The sequence below is a fragment of the Niabella drilacis genome (assembly GCF_900101395.1).
In the GTDB taxonomy this organism is placed as follows: domain Bacteria; phylum Bacteroidota; class Bacteroidia; order Chitinophagales; family Chitinophagaceae; genus Niabella; species Niabella drilacis.
Window position 1 is genome coordinate 12,705 of record NZ_FMZO01000005.1, and the last position, 23,146, is coordinate 35,850.

Annotated in this window: 18 protein-coding genes; 3 read left to right on the plus strand and 15 right to left on the minus strand. The window is 41.8% G+C overall.

The annotated features are described in order from the left end of the window. Positions 1-2: 2 nt before the first annotated feature. The 14 genes from BLS44_RS10390 to BLS44_RS10455 form a co-directional block, all read right to left on the minus strand. Positions 3-908, minus strand: a complete 906-nt coding sequence (locus BLS44_RS10390) for an NAD-dependent epimerase/dehydratase family protein (protein ID WP_090390024.1) — start codon at positions 906-908, stop codon at positions 3-5. Next, the gene (locus BLS44_RS10395) at positions 905-2,002 is read right to left on the minus strand and encodes a glycosyltransferase family 4 protein (RefSeq protein ID WP_090390025.1); all 1,098 of its coding nucleotides are present in this window, start codon (positions 2,000-2,002) and stop codon (positions 905-907) included. Before BLS44_RS10395 ends, BLS44_RS10390 begins: the two co-directional genes overlap by 4 nt. Next, complete coding sequence (locus BLS44_RS10400; RefSeq protein WP_090390026.1) at positions 2,002-3,330, minus strand: polysaccharide pyruvyl transferase family protein; 1,329 nt, start codon at positions 3,328-3,330, stop codon at positions 2,002-2,004. Before BLS44_RS10400 ends, BLS44_RS10395 begins: the two co-directional genes overlap by 1 nt. After that, the gene (locus BLS44_RS10405) at positions 3,330-4,241 is read right to left on the minus strand and encodes a glycosyltransferase family 2 protein (RefSeq protein ID WP_090390027.1); all 912 of its coding nucleotides are present in this window, start codon (positions 4,239-4,241) and stop codon (positions 3,330-3,332) included. Before BLS44_RS10405 ends, BLS44_RS10400 begins: the two co-directional genes overlap by 1 nt. Further along, positions 4,238-5,404 carry a glycosyltransferase family 4 protein gene (locus BLS44_RS10410; protein ID WP_090390028.1) on the minus strand — a complete coding sequence of 389 codons (1,167 nt, stop codon included), beginning with the start codon at positions 5,402-5,404 and terminating at the stop codon, positions 4,238-4,240. Before BLS44_RS10410 ends, BLS44_RS10405 begins: the two co-directional genes overlap by 4 nt. Then, positions 5,401-6,552, minus strand: a complete 1,152-nt coding sequence (locus BLS44_RS10415; RefSeq protein WP_176954372.1) for a right-handed parallel beta-helix repeat-containing protein — start codon at positions 6,550-6,552, stop codon at positions 5,401-5,403. Before BLS44_RS10415 ends, BLS44_RS10410 begins: the two co-directional genes overlap by 4 nt. A gap of 37 nt (positions 6,553-6,589) precedes the next feature. Next, a complete protein-coding gene (locus BLS44_RS10420; protein ID WP_090390030.1) occupies positions 6,590-7,660 on the minus strand; it encodes an ATP-grasp domain-containing protein in 1,071 nt (356 codons plus the stop codon). A 5-nt stretch (positions 7,661-7,665) separates the two neighbouring features. Then, positions 7,666-8,253, minus strand: coding sequence for an acyltransferase (locus BLS44_RS10425; RefSeq protein WP_090390031.1), 588 nt, complete (start codon positions 8,251-8,253; stop codon positions 7,666-7,668). Further along, positions 8,237-9,430, minus strand: a complete 1,194-nt coding sequence (locus BLS44_RS10430; protein WP_218127727.1) for an oligosaccharide flippase family protein — start codon at positions 9,428-9,430, stop codon at positions 8,237-8,239. Before BLS44_RS10430 ends, BLS44_RS10425 begins: the two co-directional genes overlap by 17 nt. Positions 9,431-9,653: 223 nt before the next feature. After that, entirely contained in the window at positions 9,654-11,033 is a 1,380-nt protein-coding gene (locus tag BLS44_RS10435) for an O-antigen polymerase (protein ID WP_090390033.1), read from the minus strand. 21 nt (positions 11,034-11,054) lie between these two features. Continuing rightward, a complete protein-coding gene (locus BLS44_RS10440) occupies positions 11,055-12,341 on the minus strand; it encodes a nucleotide sugar dehydrogenase (protein ID WP_090390034.1) in 1,287 nt (428 codons plus the stop codon). Positions 12,342-12,350: 9 nt separating this feature from the next. After that, positions 12,351-13,325: an SDR family oxidoreductase gene (locus tag BLS44_RS10445; protein ID WP_090390035.1), complete on the minus strand. Its 975-nt coding sequence runs from the start codon at positions 13,323-13,325 to the stop codon at positions 12,351-12,353. Between the two features lie 22 nt (positions 13,326-13,347). After that, a complete protein-coding gene (locus BLS44_RS10450; RefSeq protein WP_090390036.1) occupies positions 13,348-15,735 on the minus strand; it encodes a GumC family protein in 2,388 nt (795 codons plus the stop codon). 70 nt (positions 15,736-15,805) lie between these two features. Then, positions 15,806-16,660 (minus strand): polysaccharide biosynthesis/export family protein, encoded by an 855-nt coding sequence (locus tag BLS44_RS10455; RefSeq protein ID WP_090390037.1) that lies wholly within the window; start codon positions 16,658-16,660, stop codon positions 15,806-15,808. A 196-nt stretch (positions 16,661-16,856) separates the two neighbouring features. Here BLS44_RS10455 and BLS44_RS10460 point away from each other — a divergent pair, with 196 nt between their 5' ends. Beyond that, positions 16,857-17,831 carry an acetyl-CoA carboxylase carboxyltransferase subunit alpha gene (locus BLS44_RS10460; RefSeq protein ID WP_090390038.1) on the plus strand — a complete coding sequence of 325 codons (975 nt, stop codon included), beginning with the start codon at positions 16,857-16,859 and terminating at the stop codon, positions 17,829-17,831. A 112-nt stretch (positions 17,832-17,943) separates the two neighbouring features. Further along, positions 17,944-18,834 (plus strand): 4-hydroxy-tetrahydrodipicolinate synthase, encoded by an 891-nt coding sequence (dapA, locus tag BLS44_RS10465; protein WP_090390039.1) that lies wholly within the window; start codon positions 17,944-17,946, stop codon positions 18,832-18,834. Positions 18,835-18,967: 133 nt separating this feature from the next. Here the strand turns inward: dapA and BLS44_RS10470 are convergent, their stop codons facing one another. After that, positions 18,968-20,317, minus strand: coding sequence for a saccharopine dehydrogenase C-terminal domain-containing protein (locus BLS44_RS10470; protein WP_090390040.1), 1,350 nt, complete (start codon positions 20,315-20,317; stop codon positions 18,968-18,970). A gap of 380 nt (positions 20,318-20,697) precedes the next feature. Between BLS44_RS10470 and BLS44_RS10475 the strand changes: the two genes are divergently transcribed. Continuing rightward, on the plus strand, positions 20,698-23,076 hold the full coding sequence (locus BLS44_RS10475) for a M60 family metallopeptidase (RefSeq protein ID WP_090390041.1): 2,379 nt from the start codon (positions 20,698-20,700) through the stop codon (positions 23,074-23,076). The last annotated feature ends 70 nt before the right edge of the window (positions 23,077-23,146 follow it).

Here is a 23,146-nt window from a genome sequence, read left to right on the forward strand (position 1 = left end):
ATTTACTTTTTTTGAAAGCTCTTAATTGTGTTTACTAATCCTTCTCTGGCAGTTATGGGTAGTTTCTCAATTTTTAATACGCTTTTGATTTTTTTATTTGATACAAGAAGAGTGCCAGTCAATTTTTTTAGCCGATTGGTATTTAGTGGCAGGGGAATGAGGTCGCCTGTCTTTGCAACCAGTTTTACAAAAGCTTTTGGAAGTGAAAGCGTGATCCCTTTTTTGCCGGTTTGAGCGCGAATTATTTCAATCAGGTCATTTGTTGAAACAGCTTCATCGTCTGTTATGTGATAGATTCCAGTGGGGACGATTTCCTGATGACTGATGATCTGTTTAATAAGAAAGCCGAAATTATCAATTGAAATAAATGAGCGAAGGTTATTAAATGCGGCAAGAGGGTAGGGAATTCCTTTTGAAATCAGGTTGTATAAAAGTCCAAGGTTCCCTTTATCACCAGGCCCATGAACCATTGGTGGCCGTAAAATGATCAGCTTCTTGTTCTCTGGAAGGGGCTGGTCCAGCAGCCATATTTCAGCGGCTCTTTTTGATTTTCCATACCAGGAGTCGGGAGCACAGCTGTTTTCTTCAGTCAAAGGTATCGTTGATTCGAATTCTTCCAATGCAGCAAGAGAACTGACGTGGATCATAAGAGTAGCAGATGAAGTTATAAAGCATTGAAAAATTTGTTTTGTAAGCTCGAGATTTGCGTAAAAGTAATCATTTTTAGTAGCTACTCCTTTATGATTATGCGCTTTCCCTACTAGGTTAATAACCGTAAATGCCCCCTGGAAGGAATGCTGCCAGTCGCTTTTTCTTAAAGAAACACTTTCTATCTGGAAGCTTCCAGCCAGATGCTCCATGATGTTCTGACCAATGAATCCTGATGCTCCTGTAACGATTATTTTCATTTAAGTATTTTCGTTTCGATCTCTTTATATATTATTTCTTCGGAGAAATTCTCTGTAACAAATTCCCGTCCATTTTTTCCATGTATTCTTCGAAGGGGCTCATTTGTTAAGTAGCGCTTTATATTCTCCGCAATATCCTGGGGCGTTAAATCTGTAAATAACCCCGTGCTGTTTTCTATAATGGAATCTATGCAACCTGTATTGCGGGTTGTAATAACAGGGAGCTCCATGGATGAGGCCTCCAGCACAACTGTAGGAAATCCTTCCCGATAGGATGGAAGTACAAAAATATCCATTTGATCATAGAAGCTAATGGTCTGTGCTACCTCGCCAACCTGAGTTATTGAGGAGCATGATTGAATGAATTGGACTGTTTCTTCAGGAAGTGTGTCACGCTCATCATAAGGGCCCACAAGGAGCAATTCGATATTTTGAAATTCAGGGAGCAGTAGTTTCCATGCTTCAACCAGTTCCACAATACCTTTGTCTCTGCACAGACGTCCGATAAAGCCAATAATCGCCCTGGAGGACCTTGGCAGGGCCGGATTCCTTTTGTATTTAGAAACGTTGACCCCGTTGCAGGTTCCCCTGGCGAGCAGCAGGTTTTTTGACGGGCTGTTCAGTTTTAATCGAACTGACTTTTCTGCAATTGACGGGCTAACATTTACGACATTGTTGGCGCAAGCTCCGGTTATTTTTTCGATAAAGATCAACAGCTTTCGTTTGAACCCGGATGTTGTTTCAAAAACCAGCCCATGGCGAAAGAAAATCCTTTTCGGAGTCCGAGCCATTAAGGCCGCCATCATTCCGATTAAGCCCCCTTTTGGGGAATGTGCAATTACGACATCGAACTGCTCTCTTTTGATTAGTGAGTATAATTTGAATATCGAAGCAACATCCTGTAACGGAGATATCGAACGGTTGATGTTTATTGGAACCGCCTTGAATTTCATTTCTTCTGCATATTGTGAAAGTTGTTCTGAAGGCGAGCAGGCAACGGAATACGAAACGCCCCTTTGGGCGAAGTATTCAAACTGATCGCCGATAAAATATCTGAGCGAAAAAGCAACAGAAACAACCTGTAGTACCTTCATTAGCTATTTAATTTTTTCTTAATCAAATTAATGGTGGCATTTCTTTTCGTCTCCAGCTGTTGGGTCTTTTCTTCAAGAATCTGCCTTACTTTTTCTTCATGAAGCTCCAGGTCTTTAAATTTTGACGTTAAGATCTCGGGAGTGACGTCGTTGATATGAACAACGTAGTCAGACAGGTTGAAATCCTGCATGATTCCCTGGCCCTTATTGCCGCCATATGCAATTGCAAGGGACGGTACTCCGGCTGTCATGGAAAAGATGACCGAATGGAACCTTGTTCCGATAAAGAAGTCCAGATTGGAATAGATTGATTTCAATTCCTCGCAGGTGAAATTTTCATCTATCCATAAAAAGTTTTCGTGTTCCAGTTTGGTTATCAGGTATCGGATTGCATTCCTGTCATCTTCATGCATATTAGGTCCCATAGATTGATTAAAGAATAATACCTGGTATCCCGCTCCGTTTAAATAAACGATTAATGCATGCACGGAATTGATGTATTTTTCGTACAGGGCGTCTACATTCGTAAGGCCGGGGAACCGCCAGGGCCGTATGGTGATTCCCACTTTTTTTTGAGAAGCATCTGTTTTATAGTTCTGTAATAAGGAAGCGCCAAAAGATTTGTCTTTTGCCTTTAAGTAAAATCCCAGATCCGGCAATACTTGTATCTCTTCCTTAAGAAGATTGCCCAGGGCTGCAGCAGAAATATGCTCTCTTGCTAATTTTAGTTCCATTTTTTTGAAGGCGTTGGTGACCTGCTTTTTTACGGTTACACCTTCAAAGGGGCCATAGGAATTAGGCAGGAAAACTACCTTTTTCTTAAGGCGCTTGGCAAGATTTACATAGAATAACAGATACCATATAACATACGGAGCTGTCTTTTCTCCGTGTGCGTGAATAAACCCTCCGCCTTTTACAAATATGGTGTCTGCATCGTTAAAGACTTTCAGCGTTTCAATAACCTTTTGCCCAAAGAAGCGTTTCAGGAGGGCTTTTTGAGGCGCGAACTTTAAAATAACGCTTCTCGTAAAGTAGTCCCACATAGCAGTGGCCACTTGTTTTACAAGATCCAGCCTGCCTTCATTAATGACTTTGTCCTGCAGATGTTTGCCGCGGCGCGGATGGGGAATGATATTAGGAATAAGTTCGAACCCCTTTTCGACAGTTTGGGCGCACAATTGTTGCTCTTCAAAAGGGGTGTCGCCATTAGAAAGGATATATATTTTGTCAAAGAGATGGGTATCGCTAACGATCCTGTAGCTCTCCCAGACGAGGGCCTGATCTCCTTTGTTCAGATCCGTTACTCCCGGGACAATAATTGCTTTCATTATTTTAATTTTCCGTTTTTTATTCTTGTTTTCTGGTTCCTTGTTTTTCGATTGATGTACAGGTACAATAAAATCCCAAATGGAGTTGCCAATATGGTTGTTATCTTTTTCGGCGATTCTGAGAGGTAATTTTTGTTTCTCGCAAAGATTGAGGATGACACATAGTGGATTGCATTCTTGAATTTCGATTTATAATTAACCGCATATTTCATTTTTAAGCTTCTGTAGCTGGAAAATGACTTTGGGCTGTTTTTGTAGCGATGAAATATACCATTTGTAAGGCCTCCATCCAGATATTCAATGATGCAATACACCTCGTTCGATAGTAAGAACTTATGTTTTTGATCTATTAAAAAGAAGATGGCGCTGATTTCATGAAACTTCTCGTCCGGGAAATAGGGATACGGCAGGTATGATTTAAAGACCCGTGTATTGAAAATGTATTTTTTATCACCTCTGACTTTATATTTGTCGATTAATTCAGAATAAGTACATTCTTTGATTTCAGGTAGCATGGTGCCGGAAACTTGCCCATCTGTATATGCGTCCAGTCCGATAATCCCGGAGGCGTTGGGATCCCCGTTTTTGGCCCAGAAATTTTTGATTTTTGAGATCGCGTCATCAGGTATAAAATCGTCAGAATCTATGCATAGAAACAATTCGGTATTTATAAAATCACATGCCAGTATTTGCGCCGCTAACTTCCCTTTATTCTCCTGGTAATGATATTCGATACTGATTTTTCCCTCAGTTATCCATGTGTTTACAATCTCATCAGTGTTGTCAGAGGATCCGTCGTCGACAATCAGCCAATGAAAATCGTTACAACTTTGCTGGCACAGGCTATTATATAACTTATGCAGGCAATTTGCCCGGTTATAAGTTGGTGTAAAGATTGTTATAGATTTCATGACCTGCTATGATATAATTTGGTAAAGACTGCTTCAAATTGTGATACCTGCTGTTCTTCTGTAAAAGAGGATGTTATCAGCGAATAGGAGTTTTGAGAAATTCTTTCATATTCACTTTTGTCGGTGACTTGTACAATGTATTTGACATAGTCATCCGAATCGTTAAAGTTTGTTATAAAACCTGTGAAATTGTGTAATAAATAATCCGTTACTCCTCCTACAGCATTTGCAATGACCACTTTTCTCAACGCCATGGCCTCCATTACCACACGTGGTAGCCCTTCGGTAGCTGAGGGATGGATCAATACATCGATTGACTTAATCAATGGAATGATATTGTGGTTGTTTATGATAAGCTGGACGTGATCCTGAAGATCTGATTTTTGTATTTTTAACTTCAGGGTATTAAGAAATTCTGATGAGATTTTTTCTTTATAAACAAGACCTGCTAAAATCAGTTTGAATTTTAGACCCAGGGTTTTTAATTTTGATGCAATTTCCAACGAGATGAGCTGCCCCTTACTCTCCAGGAAACCTCCCGAATGCATTATAATGATTTCGTCGCTCTCTTTTTTTATCGGAAGGGGATCAATATTACTAAACTTGTTTACATTGATAGCATTGTGAACAACAAAAAGGTCCTTCAGGCTGGCCATTCCACCGGCGTATAATGCATGTCTGGTGGCTTCAGAAACACAGATGTACTGATCTACCGTTTTTTGAGTAATGTATTTATTAAATCTGGGAATAAATCGTGGGATGAACCATCCTCTAGCAAAATAGATCACTTTTGCACGTTTTTTTAGCCCGAATAAAACGGAGAGCGTTTTGGCATTGTTTAGTACAATTATATCCGGATCATATTGAACTAGCAGGGCCTTTAATGCATTTCGTAAGCGTTTCCAGTAGAAAAGGTAGCCTGCAAAATTAAACAGGTTTTTTACCCTGGATTTATGCGCACGGATCAGAAAAGGCTTTTCTCTTTTTGATAGTATGGATATTTTGAGTTGTTTCTGGTTTACAGCATCCAGAAAGGGGGCGCAACTCCCATCAAAGTCCACCATTCGTACTTCATGCTGGTGATGTAACCGTTCGGCTAATTCAACAGTGCTTATCCTTGCTCCACCATAATCTTGAACAGTTTCAAGAAAGAAAATCTTCATTGTATATTAATTAACGGATTAATAGAGGCCTCTTTAAGCATTTTATTGACCCCCAGATTGTTTTTAAAGAGACTTCCGTTTCCTTCAGTCCTGATAGCCGGGTTCTTTATATTTATTTTAATGTTGTTTTTTGTTGCTACATAATTTTTGAAGGCAGCGGCCCTGCTGTAAATCCATTTTGGATTGATGATATCGATATTCCCGTTTATAGGACCCCCGAGATTCTTTTCCTTTGCTAATAGCAGGCTTAGGCCTACTCTGGAGAATTTGTCGACATGATTTTGAATCGTAATGCTGAGTGTTTTGCCGTTTGTATTATCTTTTGAGCGTAGATTGTCCGGAGAGATAATTATTCCATCCTGGGCGTTATTAAATGTTGTGACGTTTGATATATTGATATTCTTTAAATCATCGTTTGAATTATCCGGCTCCAGATCTATGCCCGCCATCGGGAAGGTGCCGTTCGAATTTGCAAATATGGAATTCTGCACTGAGACTGCGTCGCCGGATCCGATCGTTAATGCGTTTCTCCGGTTGTTGTCAATCAGGCAATTCTTTATGGTGATATTCCTGCTGAGCGCCGCGGTTGACCGGCCTATACAAATTCCATCGCCCCAGCAGTTTTTGATTATTCCGCCCTGGATCAGGACGTTGCTCGAGCTTTTGATCTCAATACCATACCCCCATTCGCCCTCAGTTCCTAAATGCTTTAATCGATCGCCTTCAATGTTGGCCCCTAGTATCTTTACATTATTTACCCCATTTGCCTTTAATATGCTATAACGGGTCTTGCTGGTGGGGGCCAGAATTAGTTTTGAATTTTTTTGAAAGATTATCGTGGAATTGGTGTTCAAATTGATCCCGATGTCATTGATGAGAATAGGGAAGTCGGGCAGCAGTACCACTGAGTTATTGTCGACCGCTTTTTGTAGGTAGGTTGTATAATCAACGTTCCCGTTTTGGGAATAGTTTTTGGGAAGGATATTAATGACCGGGTAGGCCTGCGTTTTGTACGAAGCCCCCCAATCATTGAAAATTCCATTCGTTTGTATTGTTGCATCCTCAACCAGCTTGTATTTGTAAGATTGACTATGCAGAATATTTGTGCAGATCAATATCATTAAAACTACAATAAAACGCTTTTTCATATTGTTGATTTTTTGATTAGAGTATACCGAAATTATATTACAAATCCTGTGTCTGTGAAGGCCTGTTTTCAGAGACCGGCTCATTGAGTGGTTTGTTTTTTTTCAACAATGCTTCAATGATCCATGCCTGTGGGTTAAACCTTCCCGGGTGCCAGTTCAAATGACGATCCCAGAAACCTTCGCAACTATCGTATGCTTCCATCGTAAACCCGTAGCTTATTTCTACGATTAAAGGCTCATTTTGTTCGTTGAATACAAAATCATAAGCAACGCATTGCGTATGTAGTTTTTTTGCTGCCTCCAATCCAATTTGAACACATCGTATGTCAATGTCTTTAGCCGCGTAACTGATGCTTCCGCTTCCCGATGCCCTAAAATCTCCTTTTCGGGTATGTCGTTTAATGGCGAATGCTTTTTTATCGATAACTATGATTCTGATGTCGAAAGTGTTGTTGGGAATGAACTCCTGAAAATATACATATCCCTTTTGTTTAGGAAAGAGTCTGTATGACTTTGGGGGGAATAAAACATAACCACCCCATTTTAACATGCGCAGGATATTTTTTACTGTTTTCGCCTTTTTAAATTGCGAAACCGTGTCATTAAAAATAGCTGTTTGATTATACAGGGGAAATCCTTTGCCAAACGCTTTCCTAATCAGTCCCAGCGCCTGGTATTTATTGTGAACCAGTTTGACATTTATAGAGCCTGCGCCCCCTCTTAATTTGAAAACAACAGGGAAACGTGTCGCCGTTGTCCATTGAACAGCTTCTTCTTTGCTATAAAAGATATACGACTTGACCAGGGGAGCGTCGATACTTTCCAGCAAATACTTTTGCCCCAGCTTGTCATCAAAATGCCACATTGTTTTGAAATCGGGGAATACGGATATCTCTTTTTGCTCAAGAGCGTAAAGGAGCTGGCGGGCAAATAATTGATCTTTATAGTCTGCATGGTGCCAATGCCATAGGAAAATGGTGCATTCGCTGAGCTCTTCAATGATATTGTTTGCATAGGGATTCACTATCTTGTATGCAATATTTCTGCTCTTACAGTACTCGATCCACCGATCAGAAAATCTACCTTTTGTGTCAACTATTGCTACCATTATATTTAGAATTTTTTTATTAGAACGGCCGGATTGCCTGAGTAGATTGCATTCTTTTCAACCGGGCCTTTTACCACCGATCCGGCAGAAATAATACTTCCCTCCCCAATATGCGAACCTCCCAGAATAATGCATCCCAGGCCAATCCACACATTGTCTTCTATGATTATTTCTTTTCCTTCGTCACTGGTTGTTAAACGCGCGGCCGGATTATCGTAACACAACGCATGTCCATTGGCGTCAAGTATTTGTGTATTTGCTGCTATTAAACAGTTATTACCAATTCGAATTTTTTTGAATGCATGGATGCATGTGCCATGTATTCTGCAATTGCTGCCAATTTCAATTGTTCCATTAAGTCTGTCCACGATTATCTTGGATCGTGTAAACATATTTGCATGGTAAACCTTATTGGAAGAATTTATGAGCGTGTGATCGCCAATCTTTATATGTCCGCCGGGGATTTTGTAAATGATTGGCTTTCCATTAAATATCACACCCTTTCCAAGAACTGGCGCATGCCGGTATTTAATATAAAACCATATCGCTTTTTTCTTTAGAAATTTAATATTTTTTTTAACGAACCCGGTCATAAGCAAAATATTTTTTTAAAAGTCCCCCACCCATTAATAGTCTGCAAAAGGAGAGATTTATGGCTGCTCCAAAAATCCCCCAACCTTTTATTAAGGGATATGCCAATATCAGACCAATACCAGATGCGATCATCGTGTTCCACATCACGAGCTTGTCTTTTCGGTGAATGATAAAGAAGTTGACGCCATATATGTTATATAGAGTGTATCCCATTAGCCCCAATGATAATATAAATAATACAAAGAATGCATCGGGATCTTGGATATGCAGCGCCCAGAAAATTACTTTATTCCCAAGTAGAAAGAAAAGTATAATTGCAGCTGCGAGCCCAAGCGTTATATTTTTGTATTTGCTAAATGCGTTTTTATTCCTGTTTAGGAAGGGGAAAAATACTCTTGAGAAGATCTCTATAAGGGTGACCCCTAAATTTACAATTGTATTTATCGCATTGTAAACGCCGATGGTAGCGTTCGTAGTTAATATACCCAGGAAGAATACACTGGTATTATTGTACAGATTGGGAACAAACTGGTTAACAAAAATAGGGAAATTCTGCTTTAAAGTTTGACCTATTATCCGGCGGGGAAGCAGGTAAAATTTAATTTTATACTTTCTCATCAGTATATACTGACCTGCAATTCCAGCTCCTATGTACCCACAGCTTTGAAATAACGGGTACATCCAGTAATCTGCTTTTTGTCGTATAAAAATGAATATGCCCAGTGTAAAGAAGATCTTAATACTTAAGTTTAGATAGGTTATGTATTTCATGTTCTCAATACCCTGGAAGAACCACTCGGGAAACAAGGCATATCCCAGAAGAAGCGGAATTGTGAGGTAAAAGACAGCTCTTTCCTTATAGAAAGGAGTATACAGGTTAATGATGGCTATGAGGGCGATGGTCGATATAATCAGGAACAGGGTTTTCGTCGTTATTACTTTGGAATAAATAAGGTTTAATTGTTTTTGATTATGCTTATGTATGGCCACATCTCTTGTGGCGGTTACTCTAAAGCTATAATCCGTAAGTGTTTGAAAGTAAGCGATAAGGGAGGAGGCCCATACAATTGTACCGTAGTGGTCAAAGCCGATAACACGCAACAGGTAGGGCAATGTTAGTAGTGGTAATACCATACTGAATAACTGCAGGGCCGAGAGCGATAAAAAGTTCTCCAAAAGAACTCGTTTGTCGGTGCTATTAAATAAACGCTTAAATACCTGGGTCATGAGTAACGCTCCTTTTCATATTATTATTTTTGCCTTCTTGTTTAGGGGGCTGTTAGAATTATTACGATCATTTTGTACAGGCCTTAATTTTAGATGTTATTTTATATTGAATATTATTTGTTATGATTTATGGGTTGTTATATGGTTGAGATGATAAAATGTTAAAAAAGGCTTAGGTTCTTTGTATTCTGTTCAAACGGTTGGTAAAATTGAAAAGAGGGATATAGAATATTGAGTAAACAAAAAGTGTGGCGGAAAGGGAGCCAATATTGATCATCATCCAGGTGCTACAGCCAACGGCAAGGATAATATAAACAAAGAACAGGAGTACATCTTTGGCTGTGTATGCTTTGTTCTCAAATTTAAAAGCCAGCAGACTGATCAGGAACATGTGTATAAAGAAAAGATAAAATCCAAAATGGTAGAGTCCTGCTATGGATATCGGAACGATCTGGTCCCGGGTCATAAAGGATCCGTAGATCTCGTTGTTGAATTTTATATTTGATTTATATTGGTCGCTTGATAAAGCCGAGATCACGGGTATGTTCTGCGTAAGATCGGAGGAGAGGTAATAAAAGTGATCTGCCAGGTCTGTGACATTGCTCTTTTCATAGCTGTCGTATCCGATCGCATAGTTGGCCACACCTGAAAAATAAGCATTGATCTGATAGAAAGAGAAGAATGTATTAACTTCGGCCGTTTTATTATTCCTGCTGAATTTGCCAATGGATGCTATTAACAGTGTTGCAAGAAAGAAGATCGAAGACGTTAAAATTACCTTTCTTTTGTAATTGGGGTACAAAAAGATCATCAGCAGAACCAATGGAAAGGATGCATAAATAATGCTGAACCGGCTAACACCAATTATGAGCGTGGCATTCAGCAGGATAATAAAGAAGGATAGGGCAACTTTGAACCCTGGCCGGACGCGAAGCTTGTGAATAAGGGAGAAAATAAATAAAATAATATACGCTCGTATGATCGGGAAGGTGATAGTTAGCAAGGGCGACGTTTTTTCGATTTCGCCTGCGGAACGCTCCTTTATATATGCATTGATGTTCCAAACGAAATTTAACTTGTTTATGAAATTATTGTCGGACAATAAAAGGGCCACGAATGTGCCGAGTAATGCAACGTTGATAAAGTTGATTTTTAAAAAATGTATACGGGCTATATTGCTTTTTTTTTGCTTTATTAGTTTGTAAGCAAAGAACATAGCGAGTAGCTCGATTAGCATCATTGTTATTGCATAGTCTGCATTGCTCGTATTGTTCCCATACCGCGACTTTCCCTCTATAACCAGCAAAAGGGGGGCTATAACATATCGTAAGATCTGCTGGGTAGTAAGTATCCAAAAGACAAAATAGTTCTTCAGCTTTGCATAAAAGCCAACAATGCCATAGAGAAAAAAAGCGAAGGCAATAGGTAAAAAGTAGATGTTTTTATATGCGCTGCTGGTTGGGATATTCAGTTTTATGAAGAAGCCAATTATAAAAACAAAAAGACTTATGACAATTAAGGGTAGTCTGATATTTTTTTTTAAATAAGTCATGTCGTTGAAAGTATTCGCTTTTTAAAGCTGACCATCGGCTAAATCTTTTAGAACGCCTTTTACATCATAAATTACATTTCTTTCATTTAGTAGTGCAGATAAGTTGATGCCTGTGAATTCGACATGTGCTACTGCTAAAATCACACTATCATACTTTTTATCCTCAATTAGTTTGTTCCCGGATTTCCAACCATATTCGTGCATTACTTCAGCAGGGTTCGCCCAGGGATCATAGATTGTAATATGTGTGTTGTATTCTTTTAATGTGTTCAGGATATCAACAACTCTGGTATTTCGCACATCCGGACAGTTTTCCTTAAACGTAATACCCAGTACCAGAATGTTTGCGTCTTTCACCGGGATGTCTTTTTTTACCATCAGTTTGATCACTTCATGAGCGATATATGCTCCCATGCTGTCGTTTAACCTTCTGCCTGCCAGAATAATCTCCGGGTGATAGCCAAATTCCTGGGCCCGTTGAGCGAGGTAATAAGGATCTACACCGATACAGTGTCCACCTACCAGCCCCGGTTTAAAGGGGAGAAAGTTCCACTTGGTGCCTGCTGCTGCAAGTACATCCTGTGTCTTGATCCCCATACGGTTAAAAATCTTGGCTAATTCATTTACAAAGGCGATATTGATGTCCCGCTGAGAGTTCTCAATTACCTTGGCGGCTTCAGCTATTTTGATGGAAGGCGCTAAATGTGTACCAGCTGCGATAACAGACTTGTATAGATCGTCTACAACCTTGCCGATTTCGGGTGTAGAACCGGAGGTGACTTTAAGGATTTTTTCAACGGTATGTTCTTTGTCACCGGGATTAATGCGTTCCGGAGAGTAGCCGGCATAAAAGTCCAGATTGAATTTTAATCCTGATGCTTTCTCTAAAACCGGTACACATTCCTCTTCTGTTACACCGGGATATACGGTTGATTCATAAATGACGATATCTCCCTTTTTTAGCACCCTACCTACGGTTTCACTAGCTTTATATAGCGGCGTAAGATCGGGTCGGTTGTTTTTATCCACAGGGGTAGGAACGGTTACGATATAAACGGTTGCTTCTTCGATATCGTTCAGGTCTGCGCTGCAATAAAGCCCGGCGCAGTCAAAGGACGCATTTTTTTTCAATACAGATTTCAGTATCTCCGTTTCTACTTCCAGTGTATGATCGAGTCCGCTATTTAATTCCTGTACGCGCTGTTTATTAATATCGAATCCTACAACCGGATATTGTGAAGCGAACAAACGAGCAAGTGGGAGTCCAACATAACCAAGTCCAATAACTGCAATTTTTTTCGGGGGCATAATAAAAACTTATTTTAGGTTGTTCCAGTACCAATCTACCGCTGTTTTTAGTCCATGGGCAAAAGCATGGGAGGGCACATAATCTAATAACTTCTTTGCTTTTTCAATACTGGCTTGCGAGTGGGGTATGTCTCCTGGTCGCTCCGGACCGTAGATGACTGTTATTTGGCTGATGGACGGGTCATATTCCGATAAGTATTCTTTTAAAAGCGTCACCAACTGTTTGAGGGTGGTCCTGTCTCCCACAGCAGTATTGTACACGGTATTGATAGCATCCAGGTCTTTTGTAACCATGGATCGTTCATTCATCTGTAGTACATTATCGATGTAGGTAAAGTCACGGGAATAATCACCTGTTCCATTAATGACCGGGCTTTCGTGGTTCATGAGTTTTTTTACAAAAAGCGGGATCACCGCTGCATAAACCCCATTGGGGTCCTGCCGTCTTCCAAATACATTAAAATAGCGCAGACCGATCGTTTGCAGCCCATAGGTCCGGCTAAAAATATCTGCATGAAGTTCATTTACATATTTGGTAATTGCATAAGGTGAAAGCGGTTTGCCGATTTTATCCTCTACTTTGGGAAGTGCTGTTGAATCGCCATATGTTGAAGAACTGGCTGCGTATATAAAACGTTGTACATCTGCATCCCGGGAAGCTACCATCATATTTAGAAACCCGGAGATATTGACCTCATTGGTTGTGATCGGATCTTTGATTGATCGCGGAACTGAACCCAGGGCTGCCTGGTGCAGTACGTAATGGCATCCTTCCACTGCCTGTTGACAGGTGCTCAGGTTGCGAATATCGCCTTCCACTAACTCAAAATCCGAATTACTAAAAAAGGGGGCAAGGTTATGCCGATGGCCGGTAGAAAAATTGTCCAGCACCCGCACAGCATAGTCTTTGTTCAAAAAATATTCTGTAAGGTTAGAGCCGATAAACCCGGCGCCTCCCGTAATTAAAATTTGCTTTTTGCTCATCTGGAGGTTCTATTATTGTATGCTATCTTTTAAAGAAGTTCCTGATCCTGTTCGCAAGGCCTTTTTTTGCTTTTGTGTCGCTCCCATATCCATATCCGTACCCATATCCATACCCATATCCATAGGAGTTCTTAGGTTGAGCATCATTTAAAACGATCATCAGATGATTGAGTTTTTTATTGCTGTAAATGTCCTGTACGATGTTCAGTTGTTCTTTAAATGTATAGTTGTAGCGTACTACATAGGCGCTGATATTGGCAAAACTACCCAGCGTAAATGCATCTGATACCTGGCCTATTGGTGGGCAATCGACAATGATATGATCATATTGCTGTCTCAGGAAATCAAAGAGTTCTGCAATCCGTTCGCTTAACAGAAGCTCGGAAGGGTTTGGAGGGAGGGGGCCGGACCCAATGACATACATCCCTTTCAGCTCCGGTATGGGTTGTACCAGATCCGACGGCTTCAGACTGCGATCAATTACGAAGTTTGAGATGCCTCTGGAGGAGCTTATACCTAAGCCCTTTAATAATTTGGGCTTACGCAGGTCAAATTCCAGCAGAATGACCTTCTTACCGCTCAGGACCAGGCTCGCTCCCAGATTGGTACAGAAAAAGGTCTTTCCTTCTCCACTCATACTGGATGTGGTTAAAATAACTTTGTCGTCCTCTCCTGAAGTGGCAAATTTGAGGTTGCTTCGGATCAGGCGGAACATTTCTGAAATAGGAGTGCGTGTGTTTTCTTTTACTACTAACTCTTCGTCGGATTTTGCATGCATGATCTCACCCAAAATGGGGATATTGGTGCGTGAAAGAATATCTTTTTGAAGTCTTACTTTATCGTTTAGCAGGTCCGCGAGATACATTATAATAAATGGAATAAGGAGCCCCAATAGTAAAGCTCCTAAGTAAATAATGCTTTTCTTCGGCGAGATGGGAGTTCTGCCCGAGGCGGTATCATCAATAATACGGGAATTGGACACCGTCGCTGCCAGTGAAATCAGGGATTCTTCTTTCTTTTGTAACAGGTACTGGTAAATGGTTTGTTTAATGCCTTGTTCGCGCTGGATCTCCAATAATTGACGCTCGACAGCGGGAACCGTTTTGATCTTTGACTGGAACTGACCATAGTCCTGATTGATCAATCCTTTTGTAACAGATACCCCTTTTTGCAGGTTACGGATATTTTCTGAAATGCTTTTACGAACAGCGCCGATACTGTTGTCAATATTCTGTACCAGTATATTCCCCGGTTCTACCGTGGTCAATGTTTGCTGACGTTTAAGCTGGAGGCTGTTGAAGTTTTCGATAAGGCCATTAAGAGTGGGGTCCTGGATGCCTAACGAGGTGGGTACAAGGGAATGCTCATTGCCTGGTTTACCAATGTAGGCCTGTAAAGAATTAAGGATAGACGCCTGGAGTTTTGCATCCTCCAGTTTCTGATACAGTCCCTGGGTTTGGGTCATATACTGGCTGATATCAGAAGTGACATCGGTGATCTGGTTCTTCTCCTTAAAGTCCGATACCTTTTTTTCCACCCCGGAGAGCTCACCGACCAATGTCCGCAAACGGTCGTCAATAAACGCCACGGTATTGCGGGAAACAATATTTTTGTCATCAACGGCATCCTGGTTATAAACCTCAATGAGTTTGTTAATGATATCAATGGCTTTTTGTGAAACGGGGTCCTTAACTGTTATAATGATCGTGCTGGTCTGCTGGTCACTTACGTCAATGGACATATTTTTAGCATAGGCGGCGGCATATTCCTTAATGTTATTGAAGCGAATAAGGATCTTATCATCCGAAAACCGGTATTTAGGGTTCGGTGCAATGCTAAACGTTCCAAAAGGCATTTGTATCTTTTGTCCGAACCGGAACGTTTGCGATTTTCCGTCGTCATGTGTTAGCACGAATTCGGAGCGGTTCTTATTTACTGAGACCGAATAATTTCCAACATCTTTTTTTAAGAGCGAATCTTCATAGAGCGTATCGATCTGTATGATGAACGGGCTGCTTTTTCCATAACCTTCGGAGGTGCGTATATTGCCCTGTACGAATTGGGTAGGCTGCAGATCGGGTAATTGGCGCAGGGCCCGTTGCAACAGGCTTTTACTCTTTAGAACGCGCACTTCATTATCAACACTCTTGGTGGTATTAAAGATGTCCAGGTCCTGGAACATCTGCATGGCATCTGCAGCGCCTCCGCCGCCTTTTTTATCGTCTTTTACCAACAACTCTGCTGTTGTCTGGTAAACAGGGGTTGTATATCGTAAATAGAAAAAGGCGAGTATCAGACATATAAGCACCCCAAGGGCAAACCAATACCAATTGCGGGTGTACCGGGTGATCTCTGCCCGTAAATTAAGCTCTTTCGGTTGTTCAACGGATACTACGGATTCTTCGTTCATTTAGAAGGAGTAAATGGTTAATCATAAAAATTGCAAATGCAGCGCACTTTTTAGGTACGCACCTCCATTATTAACGGAGCAGAGAGGCCAGGATCACTGCGATGGCCGAGATCCCTGCTGTAGCTATAGGGACCCAGCGGTAATTACTTGCATCAGCCTGCTTGGCCTTGAGGTTGTTTTCGGGCTGCACATATACCACGTCGTTCTGCTGCAGGTAAAAATAGGGGGAATTGAAAATATTTTTATCAGCCAGGTTGATCCGCTGCATAGTCCTTGTGCCTTCTTTTTCACGGATCACCAGAACATTCTCCCGGATGGCGTAGGGGGTCAGATCCCCGGCCATACCCAGGGCTTCCAGTAAGTTTACGCGTTCGTCGGGAACCGTAAAAGAGCCGGGGTGAGCTACCTCCCCAATGACAGTGACCTTGTAATTCAGGAACTTAATATTGACGATCGGGGTCTTGGCTGTTTTTGCCACTTCACCGGTTATCTTATCCTGAGCTTCCTTGCGGGTGAGTCCTGCCACCTCTGTTTTTCCAAGAACCGGCAGGTTTACCTGGCCATTTTCGTCTACCAGGAAGCCGCTGCGGGCTGCATCAAAACTATTGTTATTGTAGGTAGTTATGGGGTTTGCTGTGGTACTTCCCTGCGGACTTACCAGGGCCTGGGGGGGAGCGCCGGAATTGAAGAGCTGGTTATACTCCGGGCTGAGGGTGGTAATGGTGATGCCCAGGATATCTCCCTTTTCAATTCTTGCGCTCATTTTGTTCACAATCTGAGCCGTATCTCCACCTGGTGGTAAATTACTAAAGTACACAAGATTCCTATTCGTACTACAGGATGTTACTGCAAATACGATGAGAACAGAGAATAATGTACACACTCCTCCCTGTGTTTTAAAGAGGGCCTTTTCGAGTATTTTCATAAATGTTTCGAGGTTTCGAGCACTGAATAGTTTGCAAAGATAACATTGCAAGTTTAAGAAACGAAATGTTTTATTTATATCATTTTACACATACATATTAACAAAATGTCAAAAAACGCCGGGAATGTTTTTGGCTAAAATTTCCGGTTATCCTGTAGAAATTCTTAATTTCGACGCGTATTAAGAAGAAAAAATTATGCCACAAGACCAGGTTAGACAATTTTTAGATTTTGAGAAGCCGATTAAGGACCTTTTGGATGAGATCGAATTAACAAAAGAACGTACGGAGAAGACAAAGATCGATCTCTCCGACCAGGTTGCTCAATTAGAGCAGAAAGTGGCAGAAACGCGTAAGAGTATTACCCGCAATCTTACTGATTGGCAGCGTGTTCAGCTAAGCCGGCATCCGGATCGCCCTTATACCCATAAATACATTGAGCTGATGACCGAAAATTATGTGGAGCTTTATGGCGACCGTAATATCAAGGATGACAAAGCTATGGTAGGTGGGTTTGCTACTCTTGAAGGTCAAACCGTTATGATCATCGGGCAACAAAAAGGTTCTAATACGAAAAAACGCCAGCTGCGTAATTTTGGAATGGCCAATCCGGAAGGCTATCGTAAAGCATTACGGCTGATGAAGCTGGCAGAAAAATTTAACAAACCGGTAATCACGCTTATTGATACTCCCGGCGCCTTTCCCGGTCTGGAAGCGGAGGAGCGGGGACAGGGTGAAGCTATCGCCCGGAATATTTATGAAATGATGCGCCTGAAGGTATCGGTGATCTGCGTTATTATTGGTGAAGGAGCAAGTGGAGGGGCCCTGGGGATTGGCGTAGGTGACCGTGTTTTTATGATGGAGAATACCTGGTATACGGTTATTTCTCCGGAAAACTGTTCCACTATCCTTTGGCGCAGCTGGGATTATAAAGTGAAGGCGGCAGAACAACTGAAACTGACTTCTTCTAAAATGAATGAGTTTGGTCTCATTGATGGCATCGTTCCTGAACCGGATGGTGGTGCACATTGGGACTATGCTACGGCTGCCCGCAATCTGAAACAACAACTGGTGAAAGCGCTGAAAGAACTGACTCCCAAAGAGCCGCAGCAGCGCATCAATGAACGGATCGATAAGTTTTCAAAGATGGGGTTCTGGGAGGAATATAAATAGTCAGCAGGGAACCATCAATCTAAGGCTAAGTCTGAAATTTTACCCCCAGCCTGAAATCTGTCGCCTCGCGTCTAAAATTTAATAGCTATATATAAAATCTAACGTCAAATAAATGTCATTACAGCAAAAATTTACAGGAACAGGAATCGCTATCGTTACTCCGTTTAATGAAGATCGTTCCATCGATTGGGCAGGTTTTGAAAACCTGATCCATTTTTGGATTGAAAATAAGGTAGAGTACCTGGTTGCTGTAGGTACTACCGGGGAGAGCGCTACCCAGACAAGGGAGGAAGAACAGGAAGTATTTGATTTTGTAAAAAAGATAACCGCGGGCAGGGTACCGCTTGTTGCCGGCGTGGGTGGCAATGATACATATGAAGTGATCGATGCTTTTGGAAATATGAAACTGGATGGGTTTGATGCGATCCTTTCGGTATCTCCCTACTATAATAAGCCCCGGCAGGAGGGGATTTACCAGCACTATAAAGCATTGAGTGATGCGGCCCCTTTGCCGATCATCATGTACAATGTACCCGGCCGCACAGGGATGAGCGTTTCGGCAGAAACAACATTGCGTATCGCACATGATTGTAAAAATATTTTTGCAACAAAAGAAGCTTCGGGGAGTCTTGAGCAGGTGAACCAGATCATGAAAGGGAAGCCGGATGATTTTATGGTGATCAGCGGAGATGATGCTATGACACTTCCAATGATTGCCTGTGGCGCTAAGGGACTGATCTCAGTGATCGCCAATGCTTATCCCCGGGAGTATGCGGAGATGGTACGTTTTTGCCTGGCCGGAAAATTTGAACAGGCACTTCCCCTGCACCTGAAGTACCTGGACATGGTGGATGCTATGTTTAAAGAGGGGAACCCTTCCGGTGTAAAGTATGTGCTGAGTAAAATGGGTTATTGCAAAAATACCATGCGGCTACCGGTAGTGCCCATAAGTAAACATCACGAAACGCTTATGGATCAGCTGATGGCAGGTGTGGCGTCATAGGAGTATATAAAATGCAGGGACAGACTGCATTTTAGTAACGAAAGGTGGTGCTGCTTCAAAATGATCTTCAGTATATTTATGGTCAATGGTCTTCATTTGTGAAGGCCATTTTGTTTTCAGATCTGTGGCCGGTTTATGAGGACGCTCCCTGTTCCGTTTCATAAAACCGGATCCCGTTCTGTGCCAGCTCTTCCAGGATGGGTTGATAGAATGTTTTTGTAACGGGGATCTGTAAGCCGGTTGCGCTGATGCTGCCATCTAATAGCAGCCGGGCTGCAATGCCCAATGGGAGGCCCACGGTTTTCGCCATGGCGGTATGCAGGGCATCGTCGCCTTTTACAACCAGGGTGCTGACTGATTTTTTTTGTTGCCCCCGTATGGTATATTCAATTTCATGAACCATGATGATCATATCCCGGTCGTTTGCAGCAAGGGCCAGCTTTGTTTCCAGCAGGTATTGCAGTATATCCGCAGAGACGACTGCATGCTCAGGGATGGGTTCTGTGCCCAATAGCCCCAAATAGCGGAATAGCAGGTCTACAAGTTGTTGCTCCTTCCTGGAAACGTAGCGGTTCAGAAAATCTTCAAAAGTTTGGGACCGGGTATAAAAATTCAGGCAGGCGATAAACCAGGAAGCGATGGAGCGCCCGCGGTAACTGTTGATCAGTCCGGCGTCCGAAACTGAAGAAAGCCCAGCTTTTACAATGTAGTTCCAGCCGATACAAAAATCGGGATGACGCAAAGTGCTGCGGATGACGGTTGTTGCATTTTCCAGGCTGTAAACCGGTACATAGGTAAGGGAGTTCCGGTTAGGATAGCTCGCCCATTGACCTTGTGAAGCTACTTCCAGCAATGGACAGTGCTCAAATACCTGTTCGTAAGCGATGTTTTTTAATTGCCCGTTTTCTCGAAAAGTAGCTCCGGCATACCCTGCCAGGGCAATATTCCGGGGGTTCCAGCTAATTTTATAGTGCCAGGGATTGTTATCTGCTTCCGGTGCAATCAGTCCTCCGCAATAAGACCTGAAGCCGGATACAACGCCCCCTGCATCCCGGATCTTCTCCAGAAGCTGCATTGCGCTCATATGATCGATCCCCGGGTCTAACCCCGTTTCGCAGAGGAAGAGCAGGTTGTTTTTTGCAATGGCCTCTTTTAACAGGAGTAATTCCTCATCAATATATGATGCTGTTAGAAAATGCTTTTTAAACTCCAGGCAATCCTTTGCAATCAATATATGAAAGGATGGAGGAAGCATGGAAATGACAAGGTCTGCATCCCTGACCAGTCGTTCCCGGGCATGCAGGTCGTTTAGGTCGGCTACAACAGCCTTGCCGCTTTGGTGTCCGTTCAGTTTACTCAGGGCCGGCTCCGCAGTGATATCCGCTATCGTCAGTGTCCAGTTCTCTGTTGAGGCATGATCCAGTAAATAGCGGATCAACACTGTGGCAGATTTTCCGGCGCCAAATAAAAGGATCTTTTTCATAGGATACAAGTTAAAGAAATATCCGGCCTGATGCGTAGGGCAGTGCAAACAAAAAAGGGAGCCGCCCGTTTTCGCTGACCGGCGGGCCGGCTATTTGTTCATGACCCTGACAGGACCATCAAAACTGATCTGCACTATTTTTATCGCCCGGATCCGTTGCTCAATAGAGTTCGCATTACCTCGTTTTAGTTTCTTTTCCGGATGAGCGTTTCGTTTTGAGGGTGCTCTTCCCCGTAAACCGGCTGCCAGGGGATTTTAGTTTTTGGGTATATAATCAAAATCCATTTATTTAATTATAACTAAAAAAATAGTTTAAAAACTATTAACTTAGTTATATATTGCAGATAATTGATGTTGACCCAAATAATAAAGTCCAGGCTATGAAAAAAGATGATTTTTCTTTTCTATCAGGGGAATATTTACCAGCGGTAGTAGCTATTCATAATTCCTGCGAAAAGCGGGCGATCATTATTAAGACATTTTTATCGCTGATTTGTCTTACCTGTATAGCAATTGTTGCCCGCTCCCAGGATAGATCGGATCAGGATATAATTCTGACCAATGTCAGAGAAATACCCTTACCTCCGGATTCTGTTCATCTCCTGGCCACTTATCCCATAAATTATCAAACACAGACAATTGCTTACTTCAACCTGAACTATCATTCCGGCCGGCAGCTTTACGCGCCTTCAATAATCACCGGGCGCTACGGCAAAGGGAAAATCCTGGTAGTGGGAAGTGATCGGTATCTAAAGGAACCACTGATTCAGAACGAAAATGTTCGTCAACTTTGGAAGAACATTATTGGCTGGTCTTTAAATAACAATAAGCAAATTGGAATCGAAGGGTCGGAATTTGACCGGATCGCATCCATAGCTAAAGACATGGATGTGAAAGCAACCATTTTTGATCAGCACCGGTTTAACAACCTGCCAGTTATTTTTATTACCAGGGAACCCCTGGATAGTATGTATATCCAACGGCTTGCAAACTTTGTTTATGATGGGGGCACATTAGTTTATGTTTCGTCCTTATGGAATTTGTTTGAAGAATCTAAATATGCTACCGATACCACCAGGATGAACGAGGTGTTGACTAAAGCCGGGTTGTACCACAAGGCACATCATATTTTCGTCAAATCGGCCAGCGATACAATGTTTACTTCTTCTATTCCGAAATATTTTACTGTTGACAGTATTATTTCTAATATTGAAAATTTCAGGTATAAGGAACTGTTTTATCAAAAGGACGAAGCACTTGTGCCATTGAACATTTTGAAACTAATACTTTCTGCAGGTCCCAAAAACTCGAAAGCACTCAATGATCTTTACCGGATAACAGATGATCCCCTCAATAAATACTCCGATACTGCATCTTTAAAGAAACCGCTGGATGCAACGAATTGGCCTAACTTATTGAAGTATTTGGTACGTCTGCAAAGAGACAACGAGGCCTCAATAATGAAGCATACGTATCGTGCTACGACCAACAGCGATTTTCCGGGTATTGTTCCGGATAATGCGCTGCGTGTAACCCGGCCGGTCAAAATTAAGTATTCCAATGCCTGGAGCGGGCTTAGAGAGCCTCCCATTACTGCTAAAAGGCGCTATAGTACCGGATTGTATGTAGCGCCGGGTGATCTTGTAAAAATTGTTCTGAAAAATAAAAATGATACGGCGCGTAATATTGCCGCTCAGATTGGCGCCCATGAGGACGATGTATCGGGTGCTGGTGGGTATAGCAGAAACCCGCAAAACCTTACAAAAATATTTGCGATGGATCAGGATACCATAACGATCTATTCGCTTTATGGAGGACTTTTGTATTTCAATATTCCTGTTGCAGATGCAGGCAACATCTTTGAAGCAACTGTCATCAATGCCATCGAGGCTCCTTATTTTCAGTTAGGGAAAACCTCCAGGAGTGATTGGATTCAACATATCCGGAATCGTCCCGCTCCCTGGGCAGAATTATGCTCAGACAAATTGATCCTGACAGTTCCATCCGACAGTATTCGTGCACTTAACGATCCTGAAAAATTAATGCGGTTTTGGGATGAGGTTATGGATGCCAATGCTGATTTAGCAGTGATTTCAAGAAAACGGGTGCACCCTGAACGGATCATTGTTGACAATGATATAAGATGGGGATATATGTTCACACTTCCTTCAAGAATTATGATACCTAATGACGAGAGTGTTGGCCAACTCCTAAATGAATCTTATATGAAAAAATCAGGTTCCTGGGGATTATTGCATGAGATCGGGCACCGGCACCAGTTTTATGGGCTGGATTTTGTGGAGTTAACGGAGGTTAGTGTAAACTTATACACACTCTATACATACAATAAAGTAATCAAAAAGGGCATTTATCAATCCCGGGAAGATAATACCAGGGAAAGTGTGGAGCGCTCAATAAAAGAATATATAAAGAATCCGGATTATGATAAATGGAAAACTAATCCGTTCCTGATGCTTCACACCCTATATTATCCTGTCATTGACACATTTGGATGGCAAGCTATTCAAAAGCTGAATGCTTCGCTACGGAAAATTTATAACATAGAGTATAAAAACCTGAAACCGTATCTAAAGAAAAAAGAAAATGACGATCGCCGGAACCGGTATTTTGTATTGTTTTCAAAAGCCCTGGGAAAAAATCTAGGCAGCTATTTTGACAAATTAAAAATACCTATTTCGGATGAAGCAAAAATGGAAGTAAAGGACCTCCCGGTATGGATGCCGGATTGGTTTAAATAAGGCACAATCAGGTTTTGAGTATCGTCAATTGCAACAGTTTTTATATATAGGCTGATACATCGTTTAACTC